This is a genomic window from Methylophaga sp. SB9B, from assembly GCF_004832235.1.
GTDB lineage: Bacteria > Pseudomonadota > Gammaproteobacteria > Nitrosococcales > Methylophagaceae > Methylophaga > Methylophaga muralis.
Map to the genome: position 1 here is coordinate 1 of NZ_SSXS01000010.1, position 23,564 is coordinate 23,564.

The 23,564-nt window shown below is 45.0% G+C and carries 24 protein-coding genes, 3 tRNA genes and 2 pseudogenes; 19 read left to right on the forward strand and 10 right to left on the reverse strand.

The features are described from left to right. Positions 1-122: pseudogene (locus tag E8Q33_RS16130) on the forward strand (IS3 family transposase); the annotation flags it as partial. Between the two features lie 29 nt (positions 123-151). Here E8Q33_RS16130 and E8Q33_RS11025 read toward each other — a convergent pair. The 6 genes and pseudogenes from E8Q33_RS11025 to E8Q33_RS11045 form a co-directional block, all read right to left on the reverse strand. Further along, positions 152-640: pseudogene (locus tag E8Q33_RS11025) on the reverse strand (type I restriction enzyme HsdR N-terminal domain-containing protein); the annotation flags it as partial. 179 nt (positions 641-819) lie between these two features. Then, positions 820-906: transfer RNA gene (locus E8Q33_RS11030), tRNA-Leu, on the reverse strand. Between the two features lie 52 nt (positions 907-958). Further along, complete coding sequence (locus E8Q33_RS16135) at positions 959-1,579, reverse strand: hypothetical protein (RefSeq protein WP_247870059.1); 621 nt, start codon at positions 1,577-1,579, stop codon at positions 959-961. Beyond that, the gene (locus E8Q33_RS11035) at positions 1,546-2,691 is read right to left on the reverse strand and encodes a chloride channel protein (RefSeq protein WP_247870060.1); all 1,146 of its coding nucleotides are present in this window, start codon (positions 2,689-2,691) and stop codon (positions 1,546-1,548) included. Before E8Q33_RS11035 ends, E8Q33_RS16135 begins: the two co-directional genes overlap by 34 nt. Positions 2,692-2,696: 5 nt before the next feature. After that, entirely contained in the window at positions 2,697-4,070 is a 1,374-nt protein-coding gene (gene hemN / locus E8Q33_RS11040; RefSeq protein ID WP_136554781.1) for an oxygen-independent coproporphyrinogen III oxidase, read from the reverse strand. Between the two features lie 86 nt (positions 4,071-4,156). Next, a complete protein-coding gene (locus E8Q33_RS11045; RefSeq protein ID WP_136554783.1) occupies positions 4,157-4,828 on the reverse strand; it encodes a TIGR00730 family Rossman fold protein in 672 nt (223 codons plus the stop codon). A 196-nt stretch (positions 4,829-5,024) separates the two neighbouring features. Here E8Q33_RS11045 and purD point away from each other — a divergent pair, with 196 nt between their 5' ends. The 4 genes from purD to hemF are packed head-to-tail and all read left to right on the forward strand — an operon-like array spanning position 5,025 to position 8,724. After that, positions 5,025-6,317 (forward strand): phosphoribosylamine--glycine ligase, encoded by a 1,293-nt coding sequence (gene purD / locus E8Q33_RS11050; RefSeq protein ID WP_136554785.1) that lies wholly within the window; start codon positions 5,025-5,027, stop codon positions 6,315-6,317. A 29-nt stretch (positions 6,318-6,346) separates the two neighbouring features. Next, positions 6,347-7,219: a phosphoribulokinase gene (locus E8Q33_RS11055; protein ID WP_136554787.1), complete on the forward strand. Its 873-nt coding sequence runs from the start codon at positions 6,347-6,349 to the stop codon at positions 7,217-7,219. 36 nt (positions 7,220-7,255) lie between these two features. Next, a complete protein-coding gene (locus E8Q33_RS11060) occupies positions 7,256-7,810 on the forward strand; it encodes an L-threonylcarbamoyladenylate synthase (protein ID WP_136554789.1) in 555 nt (184 codons plus the stop codon). Then, entirely contained in the window at positions 7,807-8,724 is a 918-nt protein-coding gene (gene hemF, locus E8Q33_RS11065; protein WP_136554791.1) for an oxygen-dependent coproporphyrinogen oxidase, read from the forward strand. Before E8Q33_RS11060 ends, hemF begins: the two co-directional genes overlap by 4 nt. Here the strand turns inward: hemF and prfA are convergent. Together prfA and hemA are read right to left on the reverse strand one after the other, a co-directional pair. Further along, positions 8,721-9,809, reverse strand: a complete 1,089-nt coding sequence (gene prfA / locus E8Q33_RS11070) for a peptide chain release factor 1 (RefSeq protein ID WP_069296415.1) — start codon at positions 9,807-9,809, stop codon at positions 8,721-8,723. The genes hemF and prfA overlap by 4 nt on opposite strands. A gap of 3 nt (positions 9,810-9,812) precedes the next feature. Then, on the reverse strand, positions 9,813-11,072 hold the full coding sequence (gene hemA / locus E8Q33_RS11075) for a glutamyl-tRNA reductase (protein WP_069296416.1): 1,260 nt from the start codon (positions 11,070-11,072) through the stop codon (positions 9,813-9,815). Between the two features lie 121 nt (positions 11,073-11,193). Between hemA and E8Q33_RS11080 the strand changes: the two genes are divergently transcribed. The 13 genes from E8Q33_RS11080 to E8Q33_RS11140 all read left to right on the forward strand — a co-directional run bounded on the left by E8Q33_RS11080 (position 11,194) and on the right by E8Q33_RS11140 (position 21,117). Next, positions 11,194-12,969, forward strand: a complete 1,776-nt coding sequence (locus E8Q33_RS11080; protein WP_136554793.1) for a tetratricopeptide repeat protein — start codon at positions 11,194-11,196, stop codon at positions 12,967-12,969. Next, on the forward strand, positions 12,966-13,565 hold the full coding sequence (gene lolB, locus E8Q33_RS11085; protein ID WP_069296418.1) for a lipoprotein insertase outer membrane protein LolB: 600 nt from the start codon (positions 12,966-12,968) through the stop codon (positions 13,563-13,565). The genes E8Q33_RS11080 and lolB overlap by 4 nt, the downstream gene beginning before the upstream one ends. After that, positions 13,562-14,431, forward strand: a complete 870-nt coding sequence (gene ispE / locus E8Q33_RS11090; RefSeq protein WP_136554794.1) for a 4-(cytidine 5'-diphospho)-2-C-methyl-D-erythritol kinase — start codon at positions 13,562-13,564, stop codon at positions 14,429-14,431. Before lolB ends, ispE begins: the two co-directional genes overlap by 4 nt. 20 nt (positions 14,432-14,451) lie before the next feature. After that, positions 14,452-14,526 (forward strand) — tRNA-Gln (locus E8Q33_RS11095). A gap of 89 nt (positions 14,527-14,615) precedes the next feature. Then, the gene (locus E8Q33_RS11100) at positions 14,616-15,551 is read left to right on the forward strand and encodes a ribose-phosphate diphosphokinase (RefSeq protein WP_176718921.1); all 936 of its coding nucleotides are present in this window, start codon (positions 14,616-14,618) and stop codon (positions 15,549-15,551) included. 115 nt (positions 15,552-15,666) lie between these two features. Beyond that, on the forward strand, positions 15,667-16,335 hold the full coding sequence (locus E8Q33_RS11105; protein ID WP_069296421.1) for a 50S ribosomal protein L25/general stress protein Ctc: 669 nt from the start codon (positions 15,667-15,669) through the stop codon (positions 16,333-16,335). Positions 16,336-16,355: 20 nt separating this feature from the next. Beyond that, complete coding sequence (pth, locus tag E8Q33_RS11110) at positions 16,356-16,928, forward strand: aminoacyl-tRNA hydrolase (protein ID WP_136554796.1); 573 nt, start codon at positions 16,356-16,358, stop codon at positions 16,926-16,928. Positions 16,929-17,031: 103 nt separating this feature from the next. Next, positions 17,032-18,123 carry a redox-regulated ATPase YchF gene (ychF, locus tag E8Q33_RS11115; RefSeq protein ID WP_069296423.1) on the forward strand — a complete coding sequence of 364 codons (1,092 nt, stop codon included), beginning with the start codon at positions 17,032-17,034 and terminating at the stop codon, positions 18,121-18,123. 61 nt (positions 18,124-18,184) lie between these two features. Further along, the gene (locus E8Q33_RS11120; RefSeq protein WP_069296424.1) at positions 18,185-19,249 is read left to right on the forward strand and encodes a phospholipase A; all 1,065 of its coding nucleotides are present in this window, start codon (positions 18,185-18,187) and stop codon (positions 19,247-19,249) included. 57 nt (positions 19,250-19,306) lie between these two features. After that, positions 19,307-19,383, forward strand: a tRNA-Met gene (locus E8Q33_RS11125). Positions 19,384-19,606: 223 nt separating this feature from the next. Further along, a complete protein-coding gene (locus E8Q33_RS11130; RefSeq protein ID WP_069296425.1) occupies positions 19,607-19,990 on the forward strand; it encodes a hypothetical protein in 384 nt (127 codons plus the stop codon). A gap of 80 nt (positions 19,991-20,070) precedes the next feature. Continuing rightward, a complete protein-coding gene (locus E8Q33_RS11135) occupies positions 20,071-20,634 on the forward strand; it encodes a hypothetical protein (protein WP_136554798.1) in 564 nt (187 codons plus the stop codon). Between the two features lie 48 nt (positions 20,635-20,682). Continuing rightward, positions 20,683-21,117, forward strand: coding sequence for a hypothetical protein (locus E8Q33_RS11140; protein WP_136554800.1), 435 nt, complete (start codon positions 20,683-20,685; stop codon positions 21,115-21,117). Between the two features lie 3 nt (positions 21,118-21,120). Here E8Q33_RS11140 and E8Q33_RS11145 read toward each other — a convergent pair whose 3' ends face one another. Next, positions 21,121-21,864 carry a hypothetical protein gene (locus tag E8Q33_RS11145; protein WP_136554802.1) on the reverse strand — a complete coding sequence of 248 codons (744 nt, stop codon included), beginning with the start codon at positions 21,862-21,864 and terminating at the stop codon, positions 21,121-21,123. An 86-nt stretch (positions 21,865-21,950) separates the two neighbouring features. After that, positions 21,951-22,928, reverse strand: coding sequence for a hypothetical protein (locus E8Q33_RS11150; RefSeq protein ID WP_136554804.1), 978 nt, complete (start codon positions 22,926-22,928; stop codon positions 21,951-21,953). Positions 22,929-23,112: 184 nt separating this feature from the next. Between E8Q33_RS11150 and mscL the strand changes: the two genes are divergently transcribed. Further along, positions 23,113-23,514: a large-conductance mechanosensitive channel protein MscL gene (mscL, locus tag E8Q33_RS11155; RefSeq protein ID WP_069296430.1), complete on the forward strand. Its 402-nt coding sequence runs from the start codon at positions 23,113-23,115 to the stop codon at positions 23,512-23,514. Positions 23,515-23,564: the final 50 nt, after the last annotated feature.

Sequence of the window (23,564 nt, forward strand, 5' to 3'; positions counted from 1 at the left end):
CTGCCAAAGCGGATTTATTTGACTATATTGAGCGATTCCATAATCCTCGGATGAGAAGACGAGTCGCTAAGGACGATATGAAGTTATCAACCGTTTTTAAACCGTCCGTAGAAACGGGGTAGAACCCCTGAGAGGCTTTAGGGATATCGGTAATGTCTTCAAAATAGTTTGGATCTTTTCGGTGATAATGGGAGATTTTCTCGCCATTTGTCCAAACTGCTATCGGGGCACCTGTTGCGTTACAGTATGAGCGTAACTGGGCCTTACCATCATTTAGCTTAGGCTTTTTTACTTCTATGATGATGTAAGGTGTTTCAGGCCGATCTTTGTCGAACACAATGATGTCAGCACTTTTTTTCTCACGACCAAAAGTGACACTTTGCTCAAAGCCGATTCTACTTAAAGGATAGCCATAATGATTAACTAGCCTTAGCGTATAGAGTTGTCGAATTACTTCTTCTGGCTTCAGTTGGATATGTTTGTTACGTTTGGTACATTCAATAAAGGCCGTACTTTTACCTCTAATTTCTTTGAAGATAATGCATTCTCTTAATGCTTGAATTTCTTCTGATGAAAATATGGCTAATTTATAGTTGGTATCTTTTAGAATTAATTGAAGGTGATCTTTGATAGAGGTCATTAGGACATGCTTACAGGTAAAAAAACTGATTGTAACAATTATCCAGAGTCTATCGACAAAAGGATGCCTAAATAAGGCTCAGATCTAAGTAGGAAATTAAGTAGGATTGCCAGAAATGGCAGGTTGATATAGTCTAAGGCCTTGATAAAAGGCCTGTTTTATTAGACTTTAGAATTGAATGGTGCCCGGGGCCGGAGTCGAACCGGCACAGCCGCAAAGCCGAGGGATTTTAAGTCCCTTGTGTCTACCAATTTCACCACCCGGGCAGCAAGCGGCACATTATAAACAAGATTGAGCAATTGTTCATACCCATTTCAGTTATTTTTTGCTTGAAGTGGGCAAATGGTAATGGCTTTCGATCATTTCTCTGGTCAAAATCCCATAAATTCGGTCGATCATTGGGGTGCTTTGTCGGCTGACGTATAGCGCCTCAACTTCATATTTATTAAGCGCCTGATAGGCTTCATGCAGGCTGGTATGCAGTGAGATTTTATGTACATTGCGTCTGGTTGCCGGAATTTGCATCAAATCGATTTCCGACTCATCTTCGTCTTCTTTAACGCTTACCGCTCTGGCCAAGTCGCTGGCGGGCATTAGGGCAATTGGGTTGCGTTCTTTGGTGATCACTATCCATTCCGGATTGTTTTCGAGTGTGTGTTGGGCCAGTTCACGAGTGATTGTCTGGTTCAATACGGCGATATTACGTTGCATCGCTGCACCGACACTGATTTTGCGAAGCGTTTGCGAGATTGGGTCATTACGAAAATCCAGCCCTTTTACTCGCATCAAGTTGACGAACATTGGTTCCTGTTTGAAATAATCGTGGGTAATCAAACTGGAAAAGACGATGGCGAGCATGCCGGGCAGAATGATTTCCGGGTTGCCGGTGAGTTCCAGCATGGCCATTAATGCAGCAAGCGCGCTTTTAAAGTGGACCACATCATCGCGCACATGCCTAAAACAGCATAAAAGGTCATTGATGACGCATAGTCGGGCAATATCAACTGACCGAAGTAACCCAAAATAGCGCCAGCACAGGCGCCTACCACCATGGTTGGGCCAATAACTCCGGCTGGAATTCCAAGGCCAACGGTGGCAGAAGATAACAGCAGTTTCATCACCATGATGATGACCAGCGTGCCGATGGCAATATCATTGGCGGAAATACTGCCGATAATGCCGTAGCCCATTCCCATTACTTCCGGCACCATCATGCCGCACAGGCCCATTAAAACTCCGGCGTAAACCGGACGTAACCATGACGGATGATTGGTGTAGAGATTGGTAAACAGCGTCAGCGTTTTTAACGCAATAGTGGCTAAGCCGCCGATGACGATACCCAGGAAAATAATATAGGGCAGCTCCCATAGCGACTGCATCTGAGCGCTGAGGTTAATAAATACAGTATCGTCACCAAAGGTCAGCCGACAGACTACTGCTCCGGTGACGGAAGCTAGAATCACCGGAATAAAACTGGCGATGTAATATTCCATCATGATGACTTCCATAGCGAAAATCACCCCAGCAATAGGCGTATTAAATGAGGCGGCTATAGCGGCGGCGGCACCTGAGGCGACAAGGACGCGAACACTGTTGTTGGGGAGTTCCAGACTATTCGCTAATAAACTGCCGCTAGCTGCACCAAGATGTACGCCTGGTCCTTCGCGACCCACGGAATGACCGGTGATGATGGCAATACTGGTACCGAGAAATTGGCGAACGGCATTTTGCCAAGGTAGACGGCCTTCATAGGCGGAAAGGCGTTCGATAACATGCAGGATGCCGGTGGTGCGTTGTTCTTGAGTTAATCCGCGAAATAGCAGACCGATAAGCAGGCCACCGAGAATAGGCAGACCCAACAGGCCCCACCAGGGCAGGCTGGCAAAACCATCGACTTCGCCGGAGGGCAATAACAGCATTTGGCCATGTTCAATGGTGAGTCTTAGAAGGATAATGGCAAGGCTGGCCAATAATCCGGTGATAACGGCGAGCACATAGAGCTTTACGCCTAATCTACCAAATATGAAGTACTGTCGGATTTTTTCCAGCATCAGCCCTATATAACTTTGGAAAATCGCTGTTTTGCTTGTTGACTGTATTTATCAAATGCCATGCAGATATTACGGATTAACAAGCGACCAGCTGGTAAGACCACAATCTCCTTCCAGTTATACTGCAACAGACCATCTTCGGCAAATTGTTCGAGCTGAGGATAGGCCTCGGCAAAATATTCTTTAAATTGAATGCCGTATTCCTGTTCGATTTCCACGATATTCAATTCGAAATCGCAAATTAAACGGGTAATGATTTGGCGTCGCAGTTTGTCATCTTCTGACAGGCTGATGCCCCGCATTAACGGCAGCTGATTTTGTTTGAGCAGAGTGTCGTATTCGAGCAAGGTTTTTACGTTCTGTGCATAAGCCTCACCGATATTGCCAATCGAGGTGATACCAAAACCTATGAGATCACACTCGGCATGAGTGGCATAGCCTTGAAAATTGCGATGCAGCCGATTTTGTTGCTGAGCCAGACTGAGTTCATCGTCCGGTTTGGCAAAGTGATCCATACCAATATATTGGTAGCCTGCCTGGGTTAATTTATTAATCGACAGTTGCAAGATACTCAGCTTCTGTTCGGCTGAAGGTAAGTCTTCACTTTTAATCTGGCGCTGGGTTTTAAACAGTTTTGGCATATGGGCGTAATTAAATAATGAGATGCGATCTGGATTTGCGGCGATGATTTTGTCGAGCGTGGTATCAAAGCCAGATAACGTTTGCAGCGGCAGACCATAAATCAAATCAACACTGATCGAGCGAAACTGATGCCGGCGCGCGGCATCAATCACCGCTAAGGTTTCGGCTTCAGATTGAATGCGGTTAACCGCTTTTTGCACGGCCGGATCAAAATCCTGTATTCCCAGACTAATTCTGTTGAAACCTATTTTCTTTAACAGGGCGATGGTATCGGCATTGGCTTCACGTGGATCAATTTCAATCGAGATATCGGCATCATCGGCAATATGAAAGTGACGACGGGTTTCATTCATCAGATCCTGCATTTGTTGTTCGCTGATAAACGTCGGGGTGCCACCGCCCCAGTGCAGTTGAGTCACTGGTCTGCTGCTATCAACTAATGCTGCCTTAAGGGCCAGTTCTTTGTAGAGGTTTTCCAGATACGGCGCGGCATGATCACGATTTTTGGTGATAATTTTGTTGCAGGCGCAATAAAAACACACGGTATCGCAAAACGGTAAATGGAAATACAGAGATAGTGGCCCGCCACGCTGATTGGATAGCTCGGCATGTTCGATGAATTCCTTCGCGTTAAAACTTTCGTGGAACTCTAGTGCCGTGGGGTAGGAGGTATATCTTGGCCCGGCGGTATCGTATTTCTGGATAAGTTTGCGGTCCATAATCAGCTGATTTTGCATGGCAAAGTCCTGTAAAACAGTTTGACGATGATTATAAACAGCGGTGTTTTATCGCGAGCGGCTAACGCCCGCTTTATTGATCCAGATCAGACAGGAAAACGTTGCTCGTCTTCCGGATGGGCTCCTAAGGCAGCAAAATGTTGCTGGATAATCGGCAATACTTCTTCGGGTTTATCGACCATATGGAAAAGATTCAGATCTTCCTCCTGAATGCAGCCTACACGTAAAACCTCGGCGCGAAGCCAGTCAATCAGGCCTTTCCAATAATCAGAACCATACAGAATCACCGGAAAATGGCGAATTTTACGGCTTTGGATAAGGGTTAATGCCTCAAAAAATTCATCCAGCGTTCCGAAGCCACCCGGAAACACCACGTAACCCATTGAGGATTTAACAAACATCAGTTTGCGAACAAAAAAGTAACGGAAACTCAGGCTGATATCCTGATTCGGGTTGGGTTTTTGTTCCATCGGTAATTCAATATTAAGACCAACCGAATGCGAGCCTTGTTTGAAGGCACCTGCGTTGGCGGCATGCATAATGCCTGGACCACCGCCGGTAATCACAGAAAATTTTGCCTGAGAAAGTGATTGAGCCACTTGTTTGGCGGCTTGGTAATACGGTGAGTCTTCGCGTAAGCAGGCACTACCGAAAATGGATACGGCGGGTCCCAGTCCATTGAGGGTTTCGATACCATCAATTAATTCAGATTGAATGCGAAAAACCCGCCAGGCTTCTGATGTTTTTAAATCTTCCACAATTATTTCCTAACTATCGGCGCTTAACTTTAATCGCCACATTACTGGACATCACAATAATGAAAAGCCTTGATAGTTACAATCTGTGGCTTGTGCTGGCGATTATTAAGTGGTCAAGGACAGGTATTAATATTTGGTTATACAGTCATCTCCGGTATCATTAACGCTTTATTTCAGTAGGTATGGCAGCAATATAATGAAAGTTCTGGTCATTGGTAGTGGCGGTCGTGAGCATGCGCTGGCTTGGAAACTCAAACAGTCACCGCGTTGCAGTGAAGTTTTTGTTGCGCCGGGTAATCCGGGAACCGCAAATGAAGCAGGTGTCAGCAATGTCGACATCGCAGTGGATGATATTGATGCGCTGGTGGCATTTGCACAGCAGAATGACATCGGTTTAACGGTTGTCGGCCCTGAAATTCCATTAGTTAAAGGCGTCGTCGATGCCTTTGAAAAAGCCGGTTTACGTTGTTTCGGTCCGAGTAAAGAAGCCGCTCAACTGGAAGCTTCTAAATCCTTCACCAAAGATTTTCTAGCACGTCACCAAATTCCCACTGCTGATTATCAAGTCTTTACCAACATCTCTAATGCTATCGAATACATTCTGAAATGTGGCGCGCCTATCGTTGTAAAAGCAGACGGTCTGGCGGCTGGCAAAGGTGTAATTGTCGCGCAAACCGTTGAAGAAGCCATTGCGGCAGTTGAAGATATGTTGTCCGGTAATGCCTTTGGTGAAGCCGGTCACCGCGTGGTTATCGAAGAGTTTATGGCCGGTGAAGAAGCCAGTTTTATCGTAATGGTTGATGGTGAAAATATTCTGCCGCTAGCCACTTCTCAGGATCATAAAGCCCGTGATAACGGCGATAAAGGTCCGAATACCGGTGGCATGGGAGCTTATTCGCCTGCGCCAGTGGTCACCGATACGGTATTTGAACGAGTGATGCGTGAAGTTATTGTGCCCACAGTAAAAGGGATGGCTGCAGATGGTCGTCCGTATACCGGTTTCTTGTATGCCGGTCTGATGATTGATGAAATGGGCGCGCCACGGGTAGTGGAATATAACTGCCGGTTTGGCGACCCTGAAACCCAACCAATTTTGATGCGTCTGCTTTCTGATTTAGTTGAACTGTGTGAAGCCGCTTTGGATAAACGTCTGAATGAAGTTACTGCTGAATGGGACCCTCGTGCGGCAGTCGGTGTGGTGATGGCGGCTGGCGGCTATCCTGACAGTTACAAAAAAGGCGATGTGATTTCCGGGTTGGATACAGTTGATTCGGCTGATACACGCGTATTTCATGCTGGAACAGCATTTGACCAAGATAAAGTCGTTACTGCTGGTGGCCGCGTGTTATGTGTTACCGCACTGGGCCATGGTGTTGCAGCTGCTCAGCAGCAGGCTTACGCTGGCGTTGCAAAAATTCAATGGCAAGATGCCTATTACAGGACTGATATCGCTTACCGTGCAGTGGCTCGCGAACAACAACAAAACTGATTGGTTACGACTTTAAGAGGAGGGTTGAATTGTCTGTATCCCATCCGATTATTGCGGTAACTGGTTCGTCTGGAGCTGGAACATCCACCGTAAAACGGGCATTTGAGGATGTTTTTCGTCGAACTCAGGTTAAACCTGTGGTGGTCGAAGGTGACAGCTTTCATCGATACAATCGTGAGGATATGCGCGCTGCAGTCGCTGCCGCTGAAGCAGAAGGGCGTTCACTGACTCATTTCGGGCCAGAAGCCAATTGTTTGGATAGATTGGAAAGTTTGTTTCGGACATATTCAGCAACTGGTCGCGGCGAAAAACGTTATTACATTCATGATGAAACTGAGGCGACACAGTTCAATCAATCACCAGGTACCTTTACCGATTGGGAAGAACTGGATAGCGACAGTGATTTGCTGTTCTACGAAGGCCTGCATGGCGGTATCGTCACTGACGAATTCAATATCGCCCAATACACCGATTTACTGATTGGTGTGGTGCCGGTCATCAATATCGAATGGATCCAGAAGATCAAACGTGATTGCAGCAACCGAGGATATTCTCAGGATGCGGTGGTCGATATTATCCTGAAGCGCATGCCGGATTATATTCATCACATCATTCCGCAGTTTTCTCGGACTCATATCAACTTTCAGCGGGTGCCATTGATTGATACTTCTAACCCGTTTGTGATGCATGAAATTCCGACGGCAGATGAAAGTCTGTGTGTTATTCGCTTTAAAGATCCGAAAATGGCTGATTTTCCCTACTACCTGTCGATGTTAAAAGATTCCTATATGTCTCGACCCAATAATTTGGTGGTGCCGGGTGTAAAAATGGGGCTAGCCATAGAGGTTATTTTGACGCCGTTTGTAGAAGAAATGATGCAGAAAAAGCGACAAAATGTTTAAGTTGGTTTCTAAAAGTAGCGAAGAGCGGCGAAATATATGAAATTCTCTGATTGGCAATTACGACAAGCATGTAAAGCTCTGGATGATGATGGTGTCATTGCCTATCCGACTGAAGCGGTATTTGGCGTTGGTTGTGATCCCTGGAGTGAAACTGCCATCATCAAATTGCTGGCGATGAAGCGCCGACCATTTGATAAAGGACTGATTCTGATTGCGGCCGACTTTAATCAGTTACAGGATTTTATAGAGCCTTTATCTGCCGATATTCTGGCGAAAATCACCCAAAGCTGGCCAGGTCCTAATACCTGGCTTTTACCTGTTCAAAATCATGTTTCTCCATTTTTGACCGGTGGGCGCTATACGTTGGCCGTACGCGTTACTGCCCATTCTTTAGCGGCAGAATTATGCAGACGATTTGGTGGGCCACTGGTTTCAAGTAGTGCTAATTTGACAGGCCTTCGACCCGCTAAAAATGTGCATCAAGTGCATTGGCAATTACCGGAGTTGGATTATGTATTACCTGGTGCATTGGGTGGGGCAGCGAAACCATCAACGATTCGTGACGCATTAACTGGGGAAATACTGCGATGAGTGCCCCCAATATTGATGCAGTGCGTGAGTATTTACTCTCACTTCAAGACTCTATTTGTAAAGAAGTAGAGATTTCGGATGGTAAAGAAAAATTTGTCGAAGATGACTGGCAACGGCCAGCTGGCGGCGGCGGGCGCACCCGGGTTTTAAATAACGGTGCAGTGTTTGAGCAAGCTGGTGTGAATTTCTCTGAGGTTAGTGGCGATAATTTACCACCCTCAGCTACAGCCAATCGTCCAGAACTGGCGGGCCGTAGTTTTCAGGCAATGGGTGTTTCTTTAGTTATTCATCCACATAACCCTTACGTGCCCACTTCGCATGCAAATGTGCGCTTTTTTATTGCCGAAAAAGCTGGCGAAGAACCTATCTGGTGGTTTGGCGGTGGCTATGATCTAACACCTTATTACACCTTCGATGAAGATGTTATTCATTGGCACCAAACCGCTAAAAATGCCTGCGATCCTTTTGGTGAATCGGTTTATGACGATTACAAAAAATGGTGCGATGAGTATTTCTTTCTTAAACACCGTAACGAGCCGCGCGGTGTGGGTGGTTTGTTTTTTGATGATTTGAATGAGCCGGATTTTGAGCAGTGTTTTGGCTTATTACGCAGTGTCGGCGATAGTTATACAACCGCTTATTTACCAATCGTCGAACGCCGTAAGGATTTAAGTTATACCGAGCAACAACGTGACTTTCAGCTGTATCGTCGTGGTCGTTATGTGGAATTTAATCTGGTGTATGACCGCGGCACATTATTCGGCTTGCAGTCGGGCGGACGGACCGAGTCAATTCTGATGTCTTTGCCGCCACTGGTGAAATGGCGCTATAACTGGCAACCTGAACCGGGCTCTGCTGAAGCCCAGTTATATGATCACTATTTACAGCCGCAGGATTGGCTGGCGAAAGCCTAGGATTCTTTGGACAGTAACGCCAACTGATCAGCCTGATATTCACTGATCAACGGATCGATAACTTGATCCAGTTGTCCTGACATCACTTCATCCAATTTATAGAGCGTCAAATTGATTCTATGATCGGTAATTCGGCCTTGAGGATAGTTATAGGTACGAATACGTTCACTGCGATCGCCGCTACCAACTAATAAACGTCGAGTTTCGGCCTGTTCGGAAGCTTGTTTTTCCTGTTTAGCCGCCATGATGCGTGACTGTAAAACCGACATCGCTTTAGCGCGGTTTTTATGTTGTGAACGTTCTTCCTGACATTCAACAATAATGCCGGTCGGAATGTGGGTAATACGCACCGCTGAATCAGTGGTGTTAACGTGCTGACCACCGGCACCGGAAGAACGGAAAGTATCCATTTTGATATCGGCTGGGTTGATATCAATCTGATCGATTTCATCGGCTTCCGGCAAAATAGCTACCGTACAGGCGGATGTATGAATACGACCTTGCGATTCAGTTTCCGGAACCCGTTGTACACGATGCGCACCGGATTCAAATTTCAATCGTGAATAGGCACCATCACCCACAATACGCGCGATGATCTCTTTATAACCGCCATGTTCGCCTTCTTGCGCGTTTATTATTTCAACCTGCCAGCGACGAATCTCGGCATAACGGCTGTACATACGGAATAAATCGCCAGAAAAGATTGCAGCTTCATCACCACCGGTGCCGGCGCGCACCTCAAGAAAGATATTGCGCTGATCATTTGGGTCTTTCGGCAGCAACAGTTTTTGCAGATCAATTGCCAGCTGCTCCTGTTTTTCTTCGGCGATGGCCAGTTCTTCTTTGGCCATTTCACGTAATTCGGGATCTTTTTCCTGCATCATTGCTTGCGCGTCTTTTAGATCACTCAAGGTCTGCAGATACAGTCCAAAGTGTTTTACAACGGGCTCAAGCTGAGCGTATTCCTGCGATAAGGTGCGAAATTTATTCTGATTGGCCATGGTTTCGGGGTCTGAGAGCAGACCGCTGATCTCTTCATGGCGATCAACCAAGGCTTCAAGTTTATGCCTGATGGAATCTTTCACAGATCAATCCTTAATGTTAAATAAACGGCGAGCAGCATCAATCATGGGATTATTTTCATCTGATTCAAATGCTGAAAGCCGCAGTTGTCTACTAGGTTCATGCAATAATTTATTGGTCAGGGTGCGTGCCAGTTCGGTCATGACCATTTCGGCATTCATGCCTTGTTCCAGTTGACGTAATGCTTTATCAACTGACTGCATACTATGAAATTGCCCCTGATCGCGAATTGCTCTGATGACCGGTACAGCATCCTGACTACGCATCCAGCCGGCAAAATGATCGGCTTGTGTTTCAATGATCTCTTCAGCTTGCTTGGCTGCATCACGGCGAGACTGTAAATTTTCTTCAATAATGTCGTGGAGATCATCAACAGTATAAAGATAGATATCTTCCAGCTGGCCGACTTCGGCTTCAATATCCCGTGGTACCGCAATATCCACCATAAAAATCGGACGACGTTTACGTTGTTTCAATGCGCTTTCGACGGTACCCTTACCTAAAATAGGCAGTTGGCTGGCGGTCGAACTGATGACGATATCAGCTTCGGCCAGATGGGCGGGTATTTCACTTAAGCTGATGGCGTAACCATTTACTGAGGTTGCCAGCATATGGGCTCTTTCAACGGTGCGATTAGCAATGATCAGCCGTTTAATGCCATTATCATACAAATGGCGCGCCACCAGTTCGATGGTTTCTCCAGCACCAATTAACAAGGCAGTGGAGTCGGCTAGATTACTGAAGATCTGTTTTGCCAGACTTACAGCGGCAAAGGCAACGGAAACCGGGCTGTTGCCAATCGCCGTATCTGTACGTACTTGTTTGGCAACGGCGAAAGCATGTTGGAATAGTCTTCCAAGTGATTTACCTAAAGCATGAGCATTCAATGCCTGAGTGTAGGCAGTTTTGAGTTGGCCGAGGATCTGTGGTTCACCGAGCACTAATGAATCGAGACCACAGGCAACCCGGAACAAGTGTCTTACGGCATCGGCGCCTTCATAGTGATATAGATAAGACTGGAGAGCATTAGCATCTTGTTGCTGAAAGTTATGCAACCATAGCAAGACACTATTGTCATAATCCTCGTCAAGGTGACAGTATATTTCGGTGCGATTGCAGGTTGAAACAATGACCGCTTCAATCACGCTGTCATTTAACATCAGTGACGCTAAAGCCAAAGGTAATTTATCAGCATCAAAGCTAAGCTTCTCGCGCACAGCAACCGGAGCGGTTGTGTGATTAATGCCGTAAGTGACAAGATGCATAATTAAGGAGTCGTGTTATATGCTGTTAAACTTTACAGCCTTCAGCTAAGTTGTCTGATATTAGGTCTGGACAAAATTAATTCACCATTCTATCAAACTCAATCAGTCAGGTCGTTGAATTATGGATTTATTGCAACAGTTACGCGGTTATTGCAAGCAGTTTGCCTCATCGGCAACGTGGTTGATGATACCTATTTTACTGTTTGGATGCGCTGCAACTGCTCAGCAATCAGACGAAAACAATTCTCTTGAAGCTGTTGAGCTAATTGATGCGGATACTGAAAAACCAGCGCAAACCGAGATGGATTTGCCGCTTACTCCGGAACTGGTTTATTACATCCTGACCGCTGAAATCGCCGGACAACGAGGGCAACTCGATATTGCAGTCGATTTATACAATCAAGCGGCAGAATTAACCGATTCGCCCGAGTTGGCGGGGCGTTCCGCAAGAATTTCAACTTTTTCACGCGATCCACAACGAATTAACCGTGCCTTGACGCGCTGGCAGGAAGTTTCTCCAGGAGAAGCTGAAGTCTACGTAATGCGGGTGCCATTTTTGTTGATGGAAGATAACTATCCGGAAGTAGTTAAAAGCATGAACCGCGCCTTAGCGCTGGATCCGGAAAATAAAGAAAGATATTTAGAATCGCTGGCGGCCAATTTAAGTGAAAAAGGTGATCCGGAAAGAGGTTTGCAGACACTTCTGGAACTGGACCTTTATCAACAAGACGATCCTGACGCACGTTTTACCTACGCACGACTTGCCGCTTATTTTCAACGCTTTGAAGTGGCCGAAATTGCGGTGGATGGATTGCTTAAGGAATATCCGCGCAATGAAGCTTATCTCGGTTTAAAAGCGGATCTGCTGCAAACATTTAATAAAAACGAAGAAGCTTTAAAACTTATCGCTAAAGCAGCCGAGCAAGATGGTGCCAGTGAATCTTTACGCTTCACCTACGGAAAGCTGTTAGGAGAAAGTGGTCAATCCGATAAAGCAAAACGCATCTTTGAAGAACTGCATTTGGAAAACCCGGATAACCCGGATGTTATTTTTGCACTGGGATTATTAGCTCTCGAACGGGAAGATGGGCCAACTGCTAAAACCTTTTTCAGTCAGCTGTTGCAGATGGGAGATGCGGGAGGTCAAGCCAGTTACTTTATGGGGCTGGCCGAAGAAATGAATGACAATATCGATTCGGCGTTAGTGTGGTTTGCTTCGGTACCTGCCGACAGCCAGCGTTTTGAAATGGCACAAACCCGTTATATCAATTTACTCGCTAAACAAGGCGATATCGATAAAGCACGGCAGCATTTGAAATTATTGCGTCAGGAACGTCCGCAACAGGCAATTGATTTTTATTTGTTTGAAGCTGCTTTTTTGCGCGATCAGGGGATGCCGGAAGAGTCGTTCAATGTATTGAGCGAGGCGTTGATAAATCATCCAGGCAATATTGATTTGTTGTATAGCCGCGCGATGGTGGCCGAATCAATTGATAAACTGGATGTGCTGGAAAGCGATTTGCGCACTATTTTGAAAATCGATCCGAATAATTCACAGGCGCTCAATGCCTTGGGATACACCTTGACCGATCGTACTGATCGTCACGACGAAGCATTGGAACTGATTAATAAAGCATTGGAATTACGTCCCAACGATCCTTATTACCTGGATAGTTTGGGGTGGGTTTATTACCGTTTAGGTGATTTGGAAAAAGCGGAATATTACCTGCGTGAAGCAGTTGCGATTCAAGCAGATGTAGAATTCCTGGCGCATCTTGGTGAAGTTCTCTGGGTGCAGAATAAAAAATCAGAGGCTAGAAAACACTGGGGCGAAGCATCTAAGCTTGATGCTGATAATAAAGTGCTTCAGGAGACCCTGCAGCGGCTGACTAAATGAAACAACTGCTCATCATTATGGCGGTCATGTTGATGACCGCCTGTACCCCTTTCTGGCAAACCAAACCAATCGCTCCTACGGAAGTTATGTGGGAAAACCGCCAGGCTTCATTAAGGCAAATGAACGATTGGTCATTTCGTGGTCGTACCGTTATCCGTCAGGACAAAGAAGGCTGGAATGTTGGCGTAACCTGGCAGCAGCAACAAGACGACTTCAATATACGTTTGTTTGGTCCTTTTTCGCAGGGTGCCGTTGAATTAAAAGGTGATGATGTATTGGTCACCATGACCTTTTCCGATGGCGAAAGCTATTCTGCGGAGACACCCGAACAGCTTTTGGCCGAAGTCTTAGGTTGGTTATTACCGGTAAGTGCTTTGCGAGATTGGGTGAGAGGTTTGCCGCATGAGGCAATCAAAATCGATGAAAAAACACTGGATGAAAAAGGTCGCCTGGCCACACTTTCTCAAGCTGGATGGCAAGTGGAATTTGTCGATTATGTGCCGTTAGAGGGCAATGACATTCCAGCCAAAATTTTTATTGAACATCCGCAATTAAGTATTCGCCTTGTAATGAATGGTTGGAAAGTTGGTAAATGATTGAATGGTGGCCTGCCCCGGCAAAAATCAATTTGTTTCTGCACATCACTGGCCGCCGAGCGGATGGCTATCACGAACTGCAAACAGCCTTTCAGTTTCTGGAGCATGGCGACAAGCTGAAATTTACCATTACAGAAACCCCAGAAATTATTCTGCAAACGCAACTTACCGATGTCGCTGCCGACGATAATCTGATTGTTCGAGCCGCTAAACTTTTACAAACAACAGCTAAAGTCACTTCAGGCGTCGCTATTCAACTCGACAAAAAACTACCTATGGGTGGCGGTCTGGGAGGCGGTAGTTCAGACGCTGCAACCACTCTGGTTGCGCTGAATAAGCTCTGGCAATGTGATTTAACCGAAGATCAGTTGGCAACATTAGGATTACAGTTAGGCGCAGATGTACCGGTTTTTGTCCGGGGACACGCTGCTTGGGCAGAAGGGGTTGGTGAAATATTTACTGAGATTGATCCACCAGAACCATGGTATTTAGTTATTTTTCCAGACTGTGCTGTCTCTACTGCAGAAATATTTTCCGCAACAGAATTGACACGTGATTGTGAACCAATCACAATAGCGGGCTTCCTTGCGGGGGAAGGCAGTAACATTTGCGAATCGGTGGTGAAAAAGTTACATCCACCAGTTGCACAAGCACTGACTTGGTTGGCACAATATGCAGCCATTCCACGTATGACCGGAACGGGTTCTTGTGTTTTTGCCCGCTTTAATTCAGCCGATGAGGCTGAAAATGTTTTACAAAATGTGCCGGAACATTGGCATGCTTTTACTGCCAAAGGGTGCAACGAATCACCGTTGAGTCTTTGTGCAAAAGACTTCGATAGAAGTCTGAATGTAACTGCAAATTGATAGAGTTGTGTAATAACAGTTGGGGTATCGCCAAGCGGTAAGGCAACGGGTTTTGATCCCGTCATTCCCAGGTTCGAATCCTGGTACCCCAGCCACTCTTTTTGTTTATTGAACGAACTCGGCATCTCTCATAGTGACTCAAAACCGACTCCTCCAGTTACATCAGCGTACCGCAGACGACAATATGATGGTCTTCACCGGTAATGCTAATCGTAAACTGTCAGAAAGTATCGCCAATTTCCTGAATATCAGCTTGGGTAAAGCCACTGTTGAGAAATTCAGTGATGGCGAGATCATGGTGGAAATTCTTGATAATGTTCGCGGTAAAGACGTGTTTATCGTCCAGCCGACCTGCATGCCCACCAATGATAACTTGATGGAACTCATGGTCATGACCGACGCTATCCGTCGGGCCTCTGCCAAACGAATTACGCTAGTTGTTCCTTATTTCGGTTATTCCCGCCAAGATCGTCGTCCCCGTTCAGCCCGTGTCGCTATTACTGCCAAAGTTGTCGCTAATATGCTGACTGGTGTCGGTGCCGATCGTGTTTTAACGGTCGATTTACACGCGGATCAAATTCAGGGCTTTTTTGATTGTCCTGTTGATAATGTTTACGCCTCGCCGGTATTACTGGGTGATATCTGGAAGCACAAATATGAAGATTTAGTCGTCGTCTCACCAGATGTTGGTGGTGTAGTGCGTGCACGTGCACTGGCCAAACATCTTGATGTTGAGCTGGCGATTATTGATAAACGTCGTCCGCGCGCCAATGTGGCAAAAGTCATGAATATCATCGGCGATGTAGATGGCCGTACCTGTGTGATGGTTGATGATATGGTCGACACTGCCGGCACATTATGTGCTGCGGCAGCCGCCTTAAAAGAACATGGTGCGACGAATGTAGTTGCTTACTGTACCCATCCGGTATTGTCGGGTGCAGCCGTTGCCAATATTAATAAGTCTTTATTAAACGAATTAGTTGTTACTGACACCATTCCATTGCAGCCCGATGCGGCGGCATGTGACAAAATCCGCGTGCTAAGCATTGCCGAAATGCTTGCAGAAGCGATGTACCGAATTAGTAACGAAGAGTCAGTTAGCTCTTTGTATATGGATTAACCAAAGGTTTTATATTTTTGGTTGTATGTGCTGAACCTGGTCGCGGGGGAGGCGAAAAGCCGTAAAACGGCATATTTAACGGACCTTAGTCCGTTTTTTAGTCTTGGAGAAAAAGATGGAAAATTTATTTGAAGTACATGCTGAAGCACGTACAGACGAGGGGAAAGGTGCGAGCCGCCGCCTACGTCGTTCGGGCAAAGTACCAGCAGTAGTATATGGCGCTGAAAAAGAACCTGTTTCAGTCTCTGTCAATCACAACCAGTTCATCCGTCACCTGGCAGAAGAAGCGTTTTATGCGCATATTCTGACATTGGTTATTGATGGCAAGAAAAATCAGGTTGTATTGAAAGATCTGCAACGTCACCCAGCCAACGACAATAAAATCATTCATGCTGATTTCCTGCGTGTTGATGCCAACCATGCAATGACAATGACAATTCCATTGCATTTTCTTAATGAAGAAAAAGCGGTTGGTGTTAAAGCCGGTGGTTTGGTTTCGCATCTGATGACCGAGGTTGAAATCTCTTGCTTGCCTAAAGATCTGCCTGAATTTATTGAAGTTGATGTGGCAAAACTGGCTATGGATGAAGCAATCCATTTGTCTGAACTGAAATTGCCTAAAGGCGTTACCTTAACAGCCTTGACTCACACTCAGGACGAGCATTTGGAAGAAGGTGAACGTTCTTCTTACGATCAAGCGGTTGTCAGCATTCATGAGCCACGTGTAGCTAAAGTGGATCTTGAAGATGATACCGAAGCTGATGAGGACGCGACTGAAGAGTAATTCAGTCGTCGGGAACCGTTATGACAAACTGGATTATCGCCGGTCTGGGCAATCCCGGTTCTCAGTATGAACAAACCCGTCATAATGTCGGGTTTTGGTGGTTGGATCAGTTGGCTAATGATTTGAGGCTAGGTTTTAAAACCGAGTCACGCTTTCATGGCCAACTGATTCAATACACAACCCCAGAACATAAAATCTGGTTAGTTAAACCACTCACCTTTATGAATCGCAGCGGACAATCTGTTGCGGCACTGGCCAATTTTTACAAAGTCCCTCCAGAAAATATTCTTGTCATTCATGACGAATTGGATTTACCTGCAGGTACGGTTCGTTTAAAACGTGGTGGTGGCCATGGTGGTCACAATGGTTTGCGTGACATCATCAGCCAACTAGGCAGTAAAGAATTTTTACGTTGCCGGATCGGCATTGATCATCCCGGTAACAGCAAGCAAGTGGCAGATTACGTGTTGAGTAAACCCTCAGCAACGGATCGAGAGAATATCCTGACTAGTATTGATAATAGCCTACGGGTTTTACCAGAAATACTCAGTGATAACCTCGACAAAGCCATGAACTGGCTGCACTCACAGTAAAACATGTTTAATTTCACGCTCGGCAGATAACTTTGACGTCTCGGTTCGACGCGAGTTAAAAGTAGTTAAGTCGTTCTAAATAAATGAACCCTAAGGATTTTTCATGGGATTTAAATGCGGTATCGTCGGTTTACCTAATGTAGGCAAATCCACTTTATTTAATGCGCTGACACAAGCGGGAATCGAAGCGCAAAACTACCCGTTTTGCACAATCGAGCCCAATGTTGGCATTGTGCCAGTGCCTGACCCTCGTATGGATAAACTGGCGGCCATTGTGAAACCGCAACGCGTTTTACCGACCACCATGGAATTTGTCGATATTGCTGGACTGGTAGCAGGTGCTTCTAAAGGTGAAGGCTTAGGTAATAAGTTTTTAGCCAATATTCGTGAAACCGATGCTATTGCCCATGTTGTTCGCTGTTTTGAAGATGAAAATGTCGTTCATGTGGCGGGCAAAGTATCACCAGTAGATGATATTGAAGTTATCAATACTGAATTGGCGTTATCGGATCTCGAATCCGTCGAAAAAGCTATTACCAAAACCACAAAAGATGCCAAAGGCGGCGATAAAACTGCCAAGGCACGTCTGGATTTATTAATACAGATTCGTGAACATTTAGATCAAGGTTTACCGGTTCGGGCAATGAATCTGGATGATGATCAATTGGGATTATTGACCGGTTTGCATTTACTGACCATCAAGCCCACGATGTATATTGCCAATGTGGCCGAAGATGGTTTTGAAAATAATCCAGCTTTAGATGCCGTAACCAATTTAGCAGAAAAAGAAAATGCGATTGTCGTGGCTATTTGTGCAGCCATCGAATCGGAAATAGCTGATCTGGCTGATGAAGATAAAGCCGAGTTTCTTGAGGAACTTGGTCAGGAAGAACCGGGTCTGAATCGGGTGATCCGTAGCGGTTATCAGTTATTAGGTCTGCATACCTATTTTACCGCCGGAGTTAAGGAAGTTCGTGCCTGGACGGTAGAAGTCGGCGCGACAGCACCTGAAGGAGCTGGTGTTATTCATACCGATTTTCAGAAAGGCTTTATCCGCGCTGAAGTTATTGGTTATGAAGATTTTGTTCAGTATAACGGTGAGCAAGGCGCAAAAGATGCCGGTAAATGGCGTTTGGAAGGTAAAGAATATGTCATCAAAGACGGTGATGTAATGCATTTCCGATTTAACGTTTAATCCAACATACTGTCTTCGTCATATATGTTTGTCGAGGCGCTCTGAATCTTAAGGAATAATCATGAATAAATGGTTTGTCGGTGCGTTGTTGGCACCTTGTATGATGAGTGTGGCGTATGCGGATCAGACAATGGATTCATGCATGCTGTCTAAAATGGCCACCTCTGATGAGAGTGTGACAGTGGGCAATATTCGTGAACTTTGTACTGCAGAAATTGCGGCGCAAAAGCCAAGTGAAGTTGCACCAGTATTGCTCTCTGATATTCCTGAAGATCAGCAGCCAAGTATTTCCGTTGTAGATGACAGTACAACTATTCAAACAGCAGATGGGTCGGCTTTGTCTCGTCGACTGCTGTTGGAAAAAACGCAATCAAACAATCCATTTGCATTTTTACCACATCGTCCGAATTACTTTATTTTCAGCAATAATCTTGGTTCGGCGAACGAAGCACCTTTTGATGCAGCCGATCCTGATCGTGATTATGATTTTCAACCCTGGGAAAGCAAATTTCAGATCAGTTTAAAACTGCCAGTGGTTCGTGGTTTGTTTGACGGTCGTGCAGACGCATTTATTGCCTACACCAACCGTTCTTTCTGGCAAATGTTTAACAGTGACAGCTCAGCCGCATTTCGTGATTCCAATCATGAACCGGAGGCTTGGCTGTCTTTTGCTAACGACACAGAACTGTTCGGTTTCAAAAACTCATTGATTAATGTGGGTATCAATCATCAATCTAACGGTCAGAGTGGTGAACTTTCACGTAGCTGGAATCGCGTGTTTGCCGAGTTTGTTGTCGAAAAAGGAGATTTCTATTTCTCAGCGCGTCCTTGGTATCGGGTTCCTGAACGTAGCAGTTCAGATGACAATCCCGATATTGAAAAATATCTGGGCAACTTCGATTTCACTTCTGTTTACAAATATGGCGATCATAGTTTTGACCTGATGATCCGCAATAACCTGCGTGGCGATAATAAAGGTGCGACTCAGCTTGGCTGGAGTTTTCCTTTGTATAAAAACTTCCGGGGTTATGTGCAATGGTTTAATGGTTATGGTGAGAGTTTAATTGACTACGACCATCGCACTAATAGTGTTGGTTTTGGTATCCAGTTCAGTGACTGGTTGTAACGCTATCGCTAAATTGTTGATATTTACGGCCCAGACAAGTAAAATGCTCGGCTTCGTGGCTACATAGCTCAGTTGGTTAGAGCACATCACTCATAATGATGGGGTCCCTAGTTCGAATCTAGGTGTAGCCACCACAAATTCAAAAACCTGCTCCGGCAGTTTTTTATGTCTGTAATATTTCATCTGAACATTTACCCCTAAAAATTTCCTGATCGATTGTCAGGGTAGAGCTTATCTCAATAATGACTTCCTGAAATAAATAGGGAAGATCGCCTCAATTATAGCTCGGTAGAAACTTTGAAAATTACTACCTAGTCTGCTTTTGGTTCACCTAACTTATCATTCTGGAGTTAATTCATGTCCACTAAGCCGGTCTATGCCGTATTACTCAGTTCTCTTGTCGGGATATTTTTTACCATCAATAGTTTAGCGATAGCTGGGGATGATGATGGAAGTCAATATGTTGAGTTTTATGAGGAGTCAGATGAGGATTGTGAAAAGAAAGGTGGCGCTAGAATATTTGTTAAAAACAATCATGCAGAGCAAATCCTGGATTTGCATTTAGATCGCTATTTTTATGATGTGCGGCAGGGGGGGCGTTCGATGTTCCCTTTAAAACCTTCTACTTCGCAAGCCTTGGGGTGTAGCCGAGTGTTTGACGCTGAGCAACGATGGGAATTGGTTTCAGCAACGTTTATCAGTGAGGTGGCGGTTAAAGAGCGTTACGGAGATTTTGAATAATCAGTGATTCATTAAAAACAAATCTGTGTGAGTTGTGATTGAACACTTTTAAAACTGTGATTGGCAAACGGAGCATACAAATGACCATATCAGCTTATTTGGCAAACATTAGACGATGGTTGTTTCTCATGTCTGGCTGCATAACTATCGTGGTTTTAACTGGCTGTGAAGATGATACACCGCAACAGTCTCTTGAGTTTGAAGAACAACAGCCTTCTTATGCCATTGTTAAGCCGGTCCCACAGAATTTACAGGGTGGAATGCCCACAGCAAAACCAGCAGAAATGTTGTCTGTTGCAGATCCAACACCTCCTGAACAATGGTTATTAACGCTTTATCTGGGCAAACCAGATGCAGATGAAACGCGAGATATAGGTTATTACCAGAAGCTGTTGTCATCGATTAAATCACATGTGCATGAGCAGCCTCGTGTCATTGCCAATCGCACAGTACAGACGACCCGGCAATTACAGGAAATGGGTATTGAAGCTGATGAAGATCAGCTTCTGCAGGATTTTGCGGACCAATTGAAAACGACGACGGGGCGTTATGTTTACGGAGAGTTGTGCGCTAATTATAGTAATTTGAGACAACAGCAATTAAGCCACCAACAGGCAATGCAGGATCTCTTAGAGTCACTCTAATCTATCTTTTTCAATCGCAAGTATTGCGTCACCACTGGAGTCTTAGACATGCAGGATATCATCCAAGGTTTAATGGTTTGGGCGGTGACTTTAACCGGATATCAACAACCAGTGGATCCGCCAAGGGTTGAGGCGGTTAGTCACCAACAACTGGTCAAAACCTTATGTGATGATCAATTCTGTACGGCTGTGGCCTACTACGATACGAAAACTCAGACTATCTATCACGACGAGCGAATGCAGCTGGAGCTGGATCAAAGTGCCAGAGGCTTTATTGTTCACGAAATGGTGCATTATCTGCAGGATTTAAATGGTGAATTGGTACCAGACGAAATGAGTTGTGAACAACGTATTGAAAAAGAACAGGAAGCATATCGGGTTCAGCGGTATTTTTTACGAGAACATCGCCAACCCACTTTTCAGCTTGATCTGGCGGTTTCTGTGTTAGCCAATGTGTGTAAAAACACCAAGGCCATCGATTAAGGCTTAATGTATCGGCAGATCAATGTAATCATCTTTGAGATCAACCGCCTCTATCAGAACGTTACTTACCGATGTTGGGATTTCACTCACTGTAGGCTCGTCACATCCACTATGGTAATGCTCTAACTTAAATTCATCAGGAGAGTTCTCATCAAACAAAATACGAAATGAATTATGTTCACTGTGCTCGCTGAGTGTTGCACAGTTTTCCTCAACCAACGGAAACCTGCCGAGTAAAGTCGTTGAGCTATTATCTAGAGATATCAGGCTCAAAGTTGTCTCATTGCTGCCTCCTATTCCAAAACCGCTAATCAGGGCTAATTCGTCCAGCCCATCCTTATTGATATCAGCAACGGAATACAAATGATGGGTGCCGCCAGCAAATACAATATTACGAATCAGCTGCTCATTTTCGATGATGGCGAGTCCCATATTGCTGCAACAGCGTGGCCATAAACTAAGTAAATACAACACAGCGGTTTGTTTACTTTCTGGCCGAGTGAAATTACCTTCGGTGCTAGCCATGATTCGGAAATCGTCTTCGTAAACACTATTTTGTTCGAGCCAATAGTTTTTAGCTTGGTCGGAAGCCTGCAAAATAGCGGGATGTGTTGCCCAGCTACTTTGATCGATTCTTTCCAATGACTGGCGACCATCGCCAATGAGATAAAGCTTGTCTGTTTGCTGAGCCTGACTGATATATGGCAAGCTGAGGCAGAGCAACAAGACGATTGAATAGTTATTCATTACCCTGCCTCCTATGCTTTTTCTGCCAGTCATTTCAATCAAGTAATGACAAGTTTTACTTTGTCGATTAGTGCCGGTATAGCTGTTTACTCCGGTTTTTTCTCATCAATATCAACATTATCAATGCTGAAAGTTGGTTCTTTGCGTGCTGTGGTTTTGGGTTTTTCAGCGGCCTTTTCAGGGGCAATAACTACTGGTTCTTTGCGATCGGTCTTGGTTTCTTGCACGATGATCGGCGCTTCATCCATCACCACAGGATCTTTGCGATGAACATTATTCTGTCTGGCTGCTTCCAGGCCTGGTTTCATGCCTTTAGGAAGTTCATCGAAAAATAAAGGATCCAGGCGGCCATTGATATAGCTTAATGGCTGAGCAAGTTTTTGTTGCTGACAGTAGCGAATAACACCGATAAGCACCTGACGAATAGCTTCAACATCCTCCAGATCATCCTCAGTAAAATAAGCAGCCAAAAAGCTAAAACGGTTATCGAGGGCAAATGGCAGGATTTGACGCCATAGACTATAAAGATCTTCGACTTTAATTAAGTCACTTGATACGGCTCGATCCAGATGGCGGAACCAGAATAAAATCTCATCCATTACGCTGGCCGTCAGTAAATCATCCTGATCGGTTATCACAATCATGCGATCTCCCATATGCCAGGAGGTTTGAATATTTTGTGGTGCATGCCAGCGTATGTCTGGAGTAAGGGCCAGAGAAAATTCATAAACCACTTTGGCATCAAAAGTAGATCGGTTAGTCATCCAGACTGCTGGTTTGGTATTGATAGCCAGAAATTGACTTTCCAGCTCCTGCAATAACTGTTGGCGTTGTAGCTCTTTGTTATTTGTAGATGCTGGATTGGCTCGTCGTTTAACCATCCACAATAAAAATAATCCGACCAGTAACATGCCCGAGAGAGTGAGCAATACGGTAGAAAAATATAACGCCAGGTCTGATGACAGTTGTGCCATCTGTTCAGCTGACAATGCTGCAGAATCGTCAGAGCTCGCAACGTTATTGAGAATGTCTTCAATGCGTTTTTGAAAAAAACCAATTGCCATAAATAGCCTTAATAGATTTGTCGATGTAACGAATAAAACGTCGTGGAAAGAACAAGAGACAGTTATTGTCCGCTAATTCTTCCAAAGAAAATTTTTTTATGTCATATATTCTAAACTGCTGATATAAAAGCCGTAACAATCAATTTTGTTGGGAAGTTTATTTAGTTAAAAAAGGAGAGAGATGATGAGCATGGTACAAGAATTTAAGAAATTTGCGATGCGCGGTAATGTAGTGGATATGGCAGTCGGGATCATTATTGGCGCGGCTTTTGGCAAAATTGTTTCTTCATTTGTGTCGGATGTGATTATGCCGCCGCTGGGTTTGTTGCTAGGTGGTGTGGATTTCAAGGATCTTGCGATTGTGCTTAAAGAGGCGGTAGGCGAAACGCCAGCAGTTGTTATTGCTTATGGACAGTTTATTCAAACTATTGTCGACTTTGTGATAATTGCCTTTGCTATTTTCATGGCAATCAAAGTGATGAATAGATTGAAAGCTAAGGAAGAAGCGGCTCCAGAGGCGCCACCAGCACCGACTAAAGAAGAAATTCTGTTAACCGAAATTCGTGATCTGCTCAAAGAGAAGTAAGGCTTAAATTAACAAACCGGATGTCATTTGATATCCGGTTTGTAATCTTC